Origin of the sequence: Mucilaginibacter rubeus (assembly GCF_014643835.1) — a bacterium.
Classification (GTDB): Bacteria; Bacteroidota; Bacteroidia; order Sphingobacteriales; family Sphingobacteriaceae; genus Mucilaginibacter; species Mucilaginibacter rubeus.
The window spans coordinates 802,248-815,543 of the sequence record NZ_BMKD01000003.1; the positions used below are offsets into that span (position 1 = coordinate 802,248).

9 protein-coding genes are annotated in these 13,296 nt (G+C 42.7%); 7 read left to right on the top strand and 2 right to left on the bottom strand.

The window, feature by feature from the left end; translation table 11 throughout:
• The 4 genes from IEX80_RS13615 to IEX80_RS13630 all read left to right on the top strand — a co-directional run bounded on the left by IEX80_RS13615 (position 1) and on the right by IEX80_RS13630 (position 4,996).
• The gene (locus IEX80_RS13615) at positions 1-1,173 is read left to right on the top strand and encodes a M20/M25/M40 family metallo-hydrolase (protein ID WP_308421692.1); all 1,173 of its coding nucleotides are present in this window, start codon (positions 1-3) and stop codon (positions 1,171-1,173) included.
• Positions 1,148-2,488, top strand: coding sequence for a sigma-54-dependent transcriptional regulator (locus IEX80_RS13620; protein WP_090524220.1), 1,341 nt, complete (start codon positions 1,148-1,150; stop codon positions 2,486-2,488). Before IEX80_RS13615 ends, IEX80_RS13620 begins: the two co-directional genes overlap by 26 nt.
• Positions 2,489-2,851: 363 nt before the next feature.
• On the top strand, positions 2,852-4,243 hold the full coding sequence (locus IEX80_RS13625; protein ID WP_188833201.1) for an outer membrane beta-barrel protein: 1,392 nt from the start codon (positions 2,852-2,854) through the stop codon (positions 4,241-4,243).
• Between the two features lie 150 nt (positions 4,244-4,393).
• Positions 4,394-4,996 (top strand): hypothetical protein, encoded by a 603-nt coding sequence (locus tag IEX80_RS13630; RefSeq protein WP_176623606.1) that lies wholly within the window; start codon positions 4,394-4,396, stop codon positions 4,994-4,996.
• 58 nt (positions 4,997-5,054) lie between these two features.
• Here IEX80_RS13630 and IEX80_RS13635 read toward each other — a convergent pair whose 3' ends face one another.
• Positions 5,055-6,212, bottom strand: coding sequence for a trans-sulfuration enzyme family protein (locus tag IEX80_RS13635; protein ID WP_176623608.1), 1,158 nt, complete (start codon positions 6,210-6,212; stop codon positions 5,055-5,057).
• Positions 6,213-6,214: 2 nt separating this feature from the next.
• Positions 6,215-7,543 carry an APC family permease gene (locus tag IEX80_RS13640; RefSeq protein WP_188833202.1) on the bottom strand — a complete coding sequence of 443 codons (1,329 nt, stop codon included), beginning with the start codon at positions 7,541-7,543 and terminating at the stop codon, positions 6,215-6,217.
• A gap of 396 nt (positions 7,544-7,939) precedes the next feature.
• Between IEX80_RS13640 and IEX80_RS13645 the strand changes: the two genes are divergently transcribed.
• From IEX80_RS13645 to IEX80_RS13655, 3 genes are all read left to right on the top strand, one after another.
• On the top strand, positions 7,940-8,971 hold the full coding sequence (locus IEX80_RS13645; protein ID WP_188833203.1) for a LacI family DNA-binding transcriptional regulator: 1,032 nt from the start codon (positions 7,940-7,942) through the stop codon (positions 8,969-8,971).
• 339 nt (positions 8,972-9,310) lie between these two features.
• The gene (locus IEX80_RS13650; protein ID WP_176623610.1) at positions 9,311-9,982 is read left to right on the top strand and encodes a basic secretory protein-like protein; all 672 of its coding nucleotides are present in this window, start codon (positions 9,311-9,313) and stop codon (positions 9,980-9,982) included.
• A gap of 143 nt (positions 9,983-10,125) precedes the next feature.
• Positions 10,126-12,435 (top strand): GH92 family glycosyl hydrolase, encoded by a 2,310-nt coding sequence (locus IEX80_RS13655; RefSeq protein ID WP_188833204.1) that lies wholly within the window; start codon positions 10,126-10,128, stop codon positions 12,433-12,435.
• Positions 12,436-13,296 lie beyond the last annotated feature (861 nt).

Sequence of the window (13,296 nt, forward strand, 5' to 3'; positions counted from 1 at the left end):
ATGATAAAAACATTGAATGAGCAGCCCGTCACCTCCCTGGTGGGGCATACCATGCCTTTAAACCCGCATTTTTTTAGCGAATCAGTTGTGCTGCTGCAGCACATGATCAAAATATCGTCGTTCAGCGGCGATGAATGTGCGGTTGCCGATACTATACAACAGCATTTGCTTGGGTATTCGGTAAAGGTGAAACGGCAGGGAAACAATATCTGGTGCTTTAATAAATACTACGATGAAACTAAAGCGACAATATTGCTTAACTCTCATATGGATACGGTTGTGCCAAACGAAGCTTACACAAAAGACCCGTTTTGTCCGGAAATAAGCGAAGGGAAACTTTATGGCCTGGGGAGTAATGATGCGGGTGGTTGTGTGGTATCGTTAATTGCTGCTTTCCTGCATTTTTATTGCTATCAGGGCCTGGGTTTTAATTTATGCCTCGCCATTACTGCTGAAGAGGAGAACTCCGGCGAAAATGGCATTAAATCAATCCTGCCCCTGCTGGGCAATTGCGAGCTGGCTATAGTTGGTGAGCCTACTTTATTGCAGATGGCCATTGCCGAAAAAGGCAATTTGGTTATTGATTGCGTAAGCAATGGCCGCCCCGGTCACGCCGCGCGCGAAGAGGGCGATAATGCCATTCACAAATGCCTGCGTGATCTGGAATGGTTTAGCCTTTACCAGTTTCCGCAACAATTAAAAGGTATTGCACCCGTAAAAATGACGGTAACCACGATTAAGGCGGGTTCGCAACATAACATTGTGCCCGGCCGCTGCGAGTTCACTGTTGATATCAGGCATGACGATACATTTTCACAGCATGAAATTGTTGATATCATCAAACGTAATGTATCCTGCCAGGTAAGTCCACGCGCCGGTTCATTAGCCGCGTCATCGGTATCTCCTGAGCATCCTATAGTTAAAACGGGAATAGCTGTTGGCTGCAAAACTTATATCTCGCCTACCACATCTGATCAGGCCTGGTTATCCATCCCTTCGGTAAAGATTGGTCCCGGTGATTCGGCCCGCTCACATTCGGCCGATGAATTTATTTACCTCGAAGAGATCAAGAAGGGGATCAGCTTATATGTGAGGTTGCTGGAAACACTACCGCTGATGCTCATCAATAATCCAAACAAATACAAAAATGAAATCAGGCATATTAATAATTGATGACGAAGTTAAGCTGAGCGAACTGATGGCCCGGATCCTGGTGCTGGAAGGTTATCACGTAATTCAGGCACCAAATGCCAAAGCTGGTCTGCGGATCATTGAGCGCGAGGATGTGAGGGTGGTGCTGAGCGATGTGAAACTGCCCGATGCCAATGGCGTTGAACTGGTGCAGCGCATCAAACAAATAAAGCCCTACATCGAAATCATCAACCTAACGGCCTTTGGTACCATCAGCGACGGGGTGCTGGCTATTAAAAACGGAGCCTTTGATTATATAACCAAAGGCGATGATAACGATAGGATCATTCCGCTGGTAAGTAAAGCGCTTGATAAAGCCAACCTGCAATATCACATTAACGAGCTGCAAAATGAGGTTGAAGCCCAACATGGTTTCCCTATAGTGTTAGGGCAATCGCCGGCGATACTGGAGGCGGTTGAACTGGCAAAAAAAGTAGCCTGCACTGATGCCACCGTTTTGCTTTTAGGCGAAACCGGCACAGGCAAGGAAGTATTTGCCGAAGCCATCCATTATGAAAGCCTGCGTAAAGACAAGCCTTTTGTTGCCGTTAACTGCAGTGCTTTTAGCAAAGAGTTATTGGAAAGTGAATTGTTTGGTTACAAGGCCGGGGCATTTACCGGTGCGCTCAAAGACAAGAAAGGCTTGTTTGAAGAAGCCAATGGTGGTACTATTTTCCTGGATGAACTTGGCGAAATGAGCCATGACCTACAGGCCAAACTGTTGCGGGTATTAGAAAACGGTACTTTCATTAAAATAGGCGAAACCCGAACCATTAAAGTGAACGTACGCCTCATTGCAGCCACCAATCGCGATTTGCAAAAGGAATCGGAAGACGGGCACTTCAGACTCGATCTGTTTTATCGCCTTTCCGGCTTTTCTATAGTACTGCCGCCCCTGCGGGATAGGATAGGTGATATTGAGGTGCTGGCACGGCACTTTATCAAACTGTATTCGGCCAAAGTGAAGAAAAAGCAGCCTGATGTGGACGAGAACTTTTTTAAACTGCTCAACCAGCATAAGTGGAACGGCAATATCCGCGAACTTAAAAATGTAATTGAGCGGGTTATCATCCTGATGGACGAACCTATACTCACTCCTAAGCTACTCCCCAACGAATTTCATAACGGTGGTTATTATGACCTTGTAGCACTTGATTTGGATAGCGTAGAACGCCACCACATCCGCAGGGTCCTGAAATATGTGAAAGGCAATAAATCAGAAGCTGCAAGGGTGCTTGGAATTGGTTTAGCCACCCTGTACCGTAAAATTGAAGAGTATCATATTATTATGAATTGATTAACAAAGAGAGGATGTCATGCTGAGTTTATCGAAGCATAGCGGGCAGGCCTCTGCCCACGACCCTTCGACAAGCTCAGGGTGACAGGACCCACTAGTTTGATATTACACTTCAGAGACTACGAACTCTTATCTAATCACCATGAGAAAACCGCCTTCTCAAAATGAAACAGAACATTCAACTATCCCCAACCAAAATATAAAACAAAAACTAATAAAGAGCTGATAATCAAATCGGCGAAAAATATTGCAGCCACTTTGGTATAGCAATTGGCAGGCGTGCCATAATTAACGCAGGCAGGAGCAATAAAAACTAAACACTGCAACCCGCTCCGGCCGCGAACAAATAATCTCATACAAAAAATGAAAAAACTTCTCTTATTTATTGCTTTAGGCCTTACTTTACTTTTAGCCTATGCCCAGGCAAACGCTGCATCATTACCAGATAGCACCACAGTTAAAGACACCGTAAAAACTAAACCCGAACCATTTGCCTTTGGCGATTTTACCTGGCTTAACGGCAACGATCGCCGTCACAAAGCCCTGCTCGATACTAAATATTTTACCGGTCGTTTCCTGCTTGATTTTAATTATACCGCTTCAAACAATAACCCTATAGACCATACCGTGGTTGGTTCAACTGCACTGGCGCGCGACCATGAGTTTGAAATTTCGACTGTAGCTTTCGGTGGCGATTTTCATTATGATAATGTGCGTGCCAGCGTACTTACCCAATTTGGTACGCGATCAACTGTAGTGCCCCGTAACGACTTCAGTGTTACCCGCGGACAGTTTGATCTTTCAACAGCTTACCGCTACCTGAGCGAAGCCAACGCCGGTTACCATTTTAATGTGTTGAACGGTATCAACGTTGATGCAGGTTTGTTCATGTCGTACGTAGGTTTGTTCTCGTACTATAATGCCGAAAACTGGGCTTACCAGCCATCCTTCACCAGTGATAATACGCCATGGTTTTTTAACGGTGTGCGTGTGCAGATCTTTGTATCGGACAAACTGAAAATTGAGCCTTGGCTAATTAACGGCTGGCAATCATACGGTATGTTTAATAGTAGGCCAGGCATTGGTGGTCAGGTTCTTTGGCGCCCTAAAGAATGGCTTCAGGTGCTAAGTAATAACTATTATGGTGCCGATACCCAGGATAAACCGGGTCGTAAGCGCTTCCATACTGATAACAGCGTGGAGGTACGTTATTACAAAAATAAAAACACTTTCGTAAACAGTGCGGCCTTCTCTATAACAGGCGACCTTGGCGATGAAAAAGGCGATGGCGTTAACGGTTTCAAATCCGATCCTGTTAAAGGGCCGGCCCAATACTTTGCCAGCGCCATGTTTTATCACCGTATGGTAATGGCTAACGGCCATTTAGGCTGGACAGTAGGTGGTGGTGTGATGAACAACCCCGGCCGTTACCTGGTGCTTTACCCAACGGGCGATGCCAACCCCATCCCGGCAGTGGGCACAGGTGCAGTTGGTACACATCCGTTCTCGGCTAATCCCGGCGATAAGTTCCATGCTTATGACTATTCAACTACCGTGGATCTGATGCCTAACGATTACCTGACTTTCAGGATGGAAGTGGTACACCGCCATGCCGATGTTCCTTACTTTGCCGGTCATGGTGGCGTTACATCTCCTGATGGTTATAATACTACACCACTTGGCGGTACTAATTTTGTCCCCGATTTGGTGAATTCTGAAACAAGATTTATAGCTGCCTTATTGGTGCGTTTTTAAGCGCAAAGAGGCGTGTAACATAAACGTACTTTAAAACCGCGATAACTTATCCCGTTTGGATTGCAGGGCTAGGTTTAGTAAAGGTTGGAGGCCGGGTTTTGCCGCCCGGCTTTTTTATGCCCTTAATTTTAAGATTAAATAGTAAACAAAATGAAAAATTCAATTAAAATGATCATCATCACAATGATGATAAGTATACAGGCGAACCGACTTGTGGCACAAAACACAAATGCAAACGCAGGTATTTATTTAACTGTACAGGATTACAAAGCCGGCAGGCTAAGCTATGTGCCCGAAGCTGGTGAAAAACTAAAAATCAATGATTTTTTTGGAGGAAAGCACATCAGCGTTAAAGCCGGAAGTAAAAAGATCAGTCTGTTAAAGGGCAATGTTTTTGGCTACCGCGACGGAGGTAAAAATTACAGGTTTTATCAAAATGAAGCATATGAGATACTTGATACAGCCGGTTTTCCGCTTTATACACATGCACAAATAATACCGCAAGGAAAAGGCTATGCCCGCTACGAAAAGTATTTCTTCAGTGCCGCTATAGCAACGCCTGTTTTAAACTTAACTGTAGCAAATGTGTACAAGAGTTTCCCTGACCAAAATGATTTCAGGTATAGCATCCGCAATTACTTTCACGGCGATGCTGATCTGATGGCTTATGACAGTGTTAACCGGGAGTACCAGATCAAGTGCCTGTATTTTGAACATCAGCATGCAAAAGGTATTCAGCATGCATCCCTATAAAATAATTAAAATTGATTTCAAAAACCAAACAGTAATCCCGGCGCGGAGCCGGGACTATTTACTTTTCTAAAGCCTGTTTAATATCCGCCATCAAATAATGTGGATCTTCCAAACCAATATACATCCGGATTAATTGATGATGGTCGTTATCGGCCGAATACTCATCCTCACTAAAAGAAGCGATGGCCGGCACAACAAGGCTTTCATGGCCTCCCCACGACACAGCAAGTAAAATATGTTGCAGGCTGTTACAAAACTTTTCAATTTTACTAAATGAACTGTGCTTTAATACGAGGCTAAATAAACCTCCGCAGCCCTGCATTTGTTGGCTAACCAAATCGGCCTGATTGAATTTGGGACTAAAAGGCCAGATCACATCCTGTACAGCCGGATGAGAGACAAGCCATTCTGTAATGATCCGGGTACTTTCAAAGCTGCGCTGCAGCCGCAGCGGGAGCGTTCTTAATCCCCGCAAAAGCAGCCATGCCGAGTGGGGCGACAGCGCCGGACCGGTATTCATGAACTCGTGCTCAAAGATTTTTTTAAGCATAGCCTTGCTGCCGGTAAGCACACCTGCCACAACATCCGAATGGCCGCCGATATATTTTGTTGCTGATTGCGCCACAAGATCAACCCCCATTGATATGGGCTGCTGATAAAGGGGACTACAGTAGCTGTTATCAATCATGGTTGTGATGCCCCTTGATTTGGCAAAGCCGGTCACTTTTCTGATGTCCTGTAAGGCATAACAAAATGTATTAGGGCTTTCGAGGTAAATTAAGCGGGTTTGCGGAGTTGCAGCTTGTTCAAAATTTTCAAAAACTGTTCCGTCAATAAATGTGGTTGTAATGCCAAATTTGGGTAAAAAGTCTTTAAATAATTTAATTGTCCAACTGTACAGGTTATCGACGGCAATAATATGATCACCGGATTTTAACAGCGATAAAATGGGGACACTTATAGCACTGATACCGCTGCTGAACAGCAGGGCGTCTTCCGCGCCATCTAACGCGGCAAGTTTTTTCCTGAGTATAGTGAGTGTGGGATTTTGTCCCCTTGAGTACAGGCTGCTTTCAAATTCATCATTCATTGCCCCCCTAAGTGCTGCAACGTCTTTAAAACAGAAATTGCTTGATTGCATAATTGGCGGCGAAACGGCGTTAAAGTAGTTCTCTCTTTCCTCCCCAAGCTCATTTAAAATAAATGACAAATCCATAATTAAAGTATAGTGTTAGGTTTTTGGCTTCGTTTTGTGATATAGTAGATAATAAGGCCGGCAATAAAAGCACAGATGCATATTAAAGCAGCCTGTGGGTTTTCAATAAAAATGCTGATAGTGACAAACCAATAGGTTGTAATAAATATGATAGGTATAACAGGGTACCATTTCATGATATAGATGCCTGTATTATTGAGATGTTTGGTTTTGCGCCGTAAAATGAAGATCGTTATAGCTGCAGTTGAAAGGCCAATGGTGTCAAAAAACATTACATAATTTAATATGTTTTGAAACGAATTGGCAAAAAACAGGATAATGAGCACCGCACCAACAAAAAAGCTCAATCCAAACTCCTGTACCTGGGTTTGGCTGTTTACACGTTTAAAGCGGGCTGGTAATATACCATCTTCGGCCATAGCGTAATAAACACGCGGGTTGGCCATAATATTAACGTTAACGAAAGCCAGTACCGAAACAAACATAAGCAGCGATACTATTTTATATCCCGCAGCACCAAACAAAACCCCTGCAAGGGTTGCCGCTAACGTAGTTTTATGCTGTAGCCCGCTGATACCTAAAACCGAATAATAGGCAAAGTTGATAAGCATGTATAATGATATCACGGTAGCTATTCCAAAAAATATAGCCTTGGGGATATTGATCTTCGGGTTTATAATATCGCCTCCAAAATTTATAGTTTGCTGATAACCGCCATAGGTAAAAAATACAGCTACCAAACTTATTCCGAACGCGCTTATATTGTTATTATTATGATATGCGATAACTTCTTTGGTAGCATTGATGTTACCTTTAAATACTGCCGCACACAAAATCAGGATCATGCCTATTTTAAAAAGCGTAAGTACGTTTTGAGTACGGGCACTCATTTTAATGCCCAGGTAGTTGATAATATATAAAACAACCACGGAAGTGATGGTCATGATTTTGATGCCCGCATCGTTTTGCAGGCTTTGTGGCATAATAATGGGGTTAATGTATTCCGCGCCTATCAATGCTACGGCAGCTACCGAAGCAGCGTTGCTGATCACCAGCACCCAGTTAATCATAAAAGCAAAAGCAGGGTGGAAGCAATATGAAAACACTTTGTAGAAACCGCCTGTGGTAGGGTAGCGGGCACCAATTTCGGCAAAGGTGAGCGCCCCGCACAGGCTTACTGCTCCCCCAAGCAGCCAGGCTCCGAAATACAAAAGAGGTGTGCTTGAGTTTTTTGCCACTTCTGCCGGTGCTGCAAAAATGCCCATGCCTATTACGAGGCTCACAACAATCATTGAAAGATCAAAGCGGTTGAGTTTCGGCGTTATACTCATGAAGTTTTAAAATACCAATTAATCAGGGAAAACACAAAATCTAAATTTAGCATTAATTTGTCAGCAATTGATACGATGAAAGCTTTTATACACAGGTCTTCTATTTTGATTTTTAATGATCTTAATGAAAGTTTATAACTGTTTTGCAATAAATTGTTGTTGAAAAGGTCGAAAATGCAAGCCATACGCTATATTTACCAGTCCGGTTTTAAATGTTTATATTACAAGGTTAAAATATTGGCAATTAGCAAAATTAACTTGCCGGGTTTGATTGAAAAAAAGCAAAAAGTTAAATTTTAACAGATATCTGTTTGACTAATTACCGGTTTAACATGAAAATTGATAACACTTTAAGATGTCGGGCATACTAAACCTTAAACCTGAATTTAAAAAACGATGATGAAAAAAAAGATATCCATTAAGGATATAGCCAAACTTACCGATACGTCAATAACTACTGTTTCATTTGTTTTAAATGGAAAGGGCCGTATCAGCAAAGAGATCAGTAAAAAGATATTGGATGTGGCCAAAAAAAATGGTTATGAACCTAATCGTATGGCGGTTGGTTTGCGTACGGGTGTTTCAAAAGTTATCGGGCTGATAGTGGAGAGCATTGGCGGGCCGTTTTTTGGAGAGATGGCAAAGGTTATTGAAGAGGAGGCTGAAAAAGACGGCTATCGTATTATTTATTGCAGCACCAACAATAACTTGCAAAAAGGTAAGGATATGATCAGGATGCTAAGCCAGCAACTGGTTGATGGTTATATTATTACCCCGATGAAAGGGCTGGAAAAAGATATCCAGAACCTGGTTGATAATGAAAAACCTGTAGTGCTTATTGACGGATATTTCCCCGGGACAAGCATCCCTCATGTGCTGGTTGATAATTATACAAGCGCCTACAACGCGGTTGATTGTTTTGTACGATCGGGATATAAAAATATCGGGATGGTGACTGCCGACCTCGGGCTGATCCAGCTAAACGACCGGAGCCTGGGCTACAAAGCTGCTTTAAAAGATAATAACCTGAAAGAGAGCAGTAAGATGGTTTTAAAGGTTCCCTTTGATATGGACAAGAATGACGGGGTTGAGGCTGTTAAAGCATTTATTGAAAAGCAAAAACAAATGGATGCTGTTTTCTTTACCACCAATTATTTGGGTACCATGGGTTTGCAGGCCATCAAAGATCTTAAGCTTAGTATCCCCGATGATTTGGCCGTGATAAGTTTTGATGATAATGAAGTGTTTAGCTTATACCCACCGGGTATCACTACCATACAACAACCTACTTACGATATTGCAAAATCGGCAATTGATATTTTAATGGCGCAGATCAACACCCATAAACTTGATGCTTCAAAAATTGATCTGAAAATCCCGTCGAAACTGATTGAGCGGGGATCGACCCTGTCGAAGGCTACGGCGTGACAATAGTTTACTATTTGGGTACACGAATATCCTCAAAATCATTTGGTAAAACGTTTTATTTAATTAGCTTTGAACACTGATGCTGCTCACCTGGTTAGTTAGAACCGGTTGGGGTAGTAGGGGGCTAACTCCACAATAGTTCAACTGCTTCATAGTTCTTTTTTGATAATATTGTTTAATTAAAAAACGCCTGTTGTTTGAAGAGCAACAGGCGTTTGTTTTTGAACAAATTGAAAGGAAACTATTAATAATATTACAGAGGATTATGTTTTAATGATAAAACGTTTTATCTATATTTGGCTGGTTTATCATTATCAATCGCAAAAACCAAAACTATTCATGAAAAAAATATTTATTTTCTCACTATTCTTAATTTCGGGCTTGTTCATGGGTTTGAATGCCAATGCACAGGAAGTTTTTAAACAAAAAGGCTACCAGGTAACTTTTATCAGTAAGGATGCTGCATTTAGCACAGATTTGAAAGACAGGCTGATCAAAACCTTTTTTGAAGTGTATCCAAAGCTTGCCAAGGAGTACAACAAAAAAACATCTAAAAAAGTAACGTTTGTTATCGATACCGCTTATGACGGCGTGGCTGCTACCGGAAATGACACCGTAGTATTCAGCGCGAAGTATATGACCAAACATCCCGGCGATATTGACGTGGTTACCCACGAAGTAATGCATATTGTGCAGGCTTATGGCAACAGCGACGGCCCCGGCTGGTTAACCGAGGGGATTGCCGATTATGCCCGTTTTAAATTTGGTGTTGACAACGCCGGGGCCAAATGGGCATTACCCGCATTTAAATCGACCCAAAATTATGATAATGCTTACCGTGTAACTGCACGTTTTTTGCTTTGGGCGGAAAAAAACGCAAAGCCCGATCTGGTAAAAATACTTGATAAGCAACTGCGTGAACATACTTTCACCAACGACAGCTGGAAAAGCCTTACCGGTAAAACAGTGGATGAGTTGTGGGCCGCTTACGCTTCAAATCCCGCGGTTTAAACCGTTTGTTACAGGTATCTGTAACAAATACCACGTACTCCCATATTTAGCGGGCTGCTTTACATAAATTAGTTGCTTTGTTAAAAAAGAGGTTACAGGCCAGGGGCCGCGACGCAGAATTTCCTTATATATGAGAGGAAACAATGAATATACTTAAGATTGCAATGAGAAGAATACTTACAGCATTATTAATAGGTACGGCCGTTTATAGCCAGGCTCAAAACAAAACAGAAAAGCTGGTTGATTATGTTAACCCTATTATAGGTACACAACGCATGGGGCATACCTATCCGGGAGCAACGGTGCCTTTTGGTATGGTGCAATTAAGCCCCGAAACAGACACTGCCAGCTATGAAAAGGACGGTCATTACAATCCGGATGTATACAAATATTGTGCAGGATATCAATATGACGATAAAACGATAGTGGGCTTTAGTCATACCCACTTCAGCGGTACCGGTCACTCAGATTTGGGCGACTTTTTAATTATGCCAACCGTTGGTGCTTTGAAACTCAATCCTGGTGTGGCCGATAAACCCGGTAGCGGCTACCGTTCGGGGTTTTCGCACCAGAATGAGGTTAGCGGGGCCAACTATTATAAAGTAAAACTTGACGCTAATAATATTACTGCCGAGCTAACTACCACAGCAAGGGTTGGTTTTCATCAATATACTTTCCCCAAGTCTGATCAGTCGCACATTATACTCGACCTCATGGCCGGGATCTATAACTACCCCGACAAAAACATATGGACTTACGTTAAAGTTGTTAACGATTCAACAGTTGTAGGCTACCGTCAAACCAATGGTTGGGCACGCACCCGTACACTGTATTTCGCTATGAGTTTTTCAAAACCTTTTTATCAGCATGGCTATAAAAAGTACGATAAACGCGAGGTGTACGGTGGTTTCTGGGGTAAATTCAATCAAACCAAAAACTTTCCTGAAATTGCCGGCAGGCAGATCCGCAGCTACTTTGACTTTAAAACAGAAGAAGGGGAGAAGATCAAAATTAAGTTTGCCATATCTCCCGTAAGTATGGACGGCGCGCTAAATAACATGCGTACCGAAGCACCGGGTTGGGACTTTGATAAGGTGAAAAACGATGGTCAGCAGCTTTGGGAACAGGAACTGCATAAAATTGAGATAGCCGGAAGTAAGGAAACCAAACAAAATTTCTATACCTCCATGTACCATACCATGATCAATCCTACGTTGTACATGGATGCTGATGGTCAATACAAAGGCCTTGATCAAAATGTACATAAGGCTGATGGTTTTACCAATTACACTACATTTTCGCTTTGGGATACTTACAGGGCATTACACCCGCTGTTCAATATCATTGAGCCGAAACGTAACGCGGATATGATCCAGTCGATGCTGGCCCATTTTGATCAAAGTCCGGAGCATATGCTGCCGGTATGGTCAAACTCCGGTAACGAAAACTGGTGTATGAGCGGTTACCACAGCGTTGCTGTAATTGCCGATGCTGTAATAAAAGGTAATGTGAATTTTGATGCTAATAAAGCGCTTGATGCCTGCGTTACCACCGCCCGCCACCGCGATTATGAAGGTATTGGTGAGTATATGGATAAAGGATACATCTCTGATGAGAAAAGTGGTGTGTCTGTATCTTCAACCCTGGAGTATGCCTTTGACGACTGGGCAATTGCTCAGCTTGCAAAAAAACTAAACAGAAACGATATCTACGAGGAGTTTGTCAAGCGTTCAGAAAACTATAAAAACGTTTATGACGCCTCAATAGGTTTCATGCGCCCAAAACTGGCCAATGGTTCATTCAGGACTAAGTTTGACCCGTTGAGCACCATTAACGAAGGTTTTATTGAAGGTAACAGCTGGAACTATACGCTATTTGCGCCTCAGGATCCTGAAAGCCTGATCAAACTGATGGGCGGTGATAAGCGCTTTGTACGTTACCTGGATTCATTGTTTACCATGAACTTGCCCGATAAATATTTTGCCGAAACAGAGGATATTACCCGCGACGGTATTATCGGTAACTACGTGCACGGCAACGAGCCATCGCACCACGTAGCCTACTTGTACAACTGGACCGATAAACCTTGGAAAACGCAGGAACGCGTACGCATGATTTTACCAATGATGTACAAGCCAACCCCCGATGGTTTAGGAGGCAATGATGATACAGGCCAGATGAGCGCCTGGTACATATTCACCTCACTTGGTTTTTACCCGGTTGCTCCGGGTTCAGATCAATATTCAACCGGTAGTCCGGCTATTGACCATGCGATTATTAATTTGGATAATGGTAAAAAGTTTACCATCAATGTAAAAAATCAAAGTGCCAAAAATGTTTATGTGCAAAAGATGGCACTGAATGGCAAACCGCTTGATAAGCTATTCATTAGCCATGATGAGATCATGAACGGAGGTGAGATTACTTTTTACATGAGCTCGAAGCATAAGTAGAGATTGATTTTGATTTCGGATTTCCGATTTCGGAGTTAAAAAAGGGCTTTCCGCATTGGAAGGCCCTTTTGTGTTTATTGAAGGATAGCTCACGATTGCAACATGCCAAAGAAACGTTATTGCTGGGCACGAAGCAATGCCAAACTCTACAAAGCGGTTTGCAAATCGGGATCGTTTCGTGCTTCCATGTTTTAAACAGCTTTTACATGTAATATGGCAGTGGACTATAGCGGGCTGTTTTCATAAAATTCAGCTCTTATTTGCAATAAGATAGCTTTTTTTAGTTTGCTCTAATTCAAGAAACTTTTGTTGTATAGTTTCAGTCATGAGATTTAATGTTAAAGTAAAAAATGAAAGAGCTACAGGTAGCAGGTGTATTCCGGATTCGAACCGGCACTCATGTATTGCTACATGTTTTCAACCATCGAAGTAGCACCCACTTACGGCATCTTTCATTACTTACCCCCGAAGGGTGAAGTTTTTTTGTTTAAAATCAGGGAGTAAAGAGCGATGAATGGTAGCGCTTGGCTTGACAGGCGAAGTAACGCTTACCAACGGCATCTTTATTCCTGATTGCAACAGGTTTAGGTAAAAGAAATTTATGAACAACAGGCCAAAGGCAATGGCTAACAAGTGGTTCAGTCGTCCCATGCTCCAAACTGTCTGAGCTACCTTAGCTTGCGGCTAAAGGCCGGATTTTTACCGGCGACCCTGGGGTTAAAAAGCGAAGTAATACTTATTTACGGCACTTTAACCTGTTGTTCATTTTAAAAATAAGGGCTACTGTCAACATACGTTCAGCAATGCTGTTTTCTGCTCTAACCAACTGAGCTACTCCGGGTTGCTCCGGAAGCCGGGCTC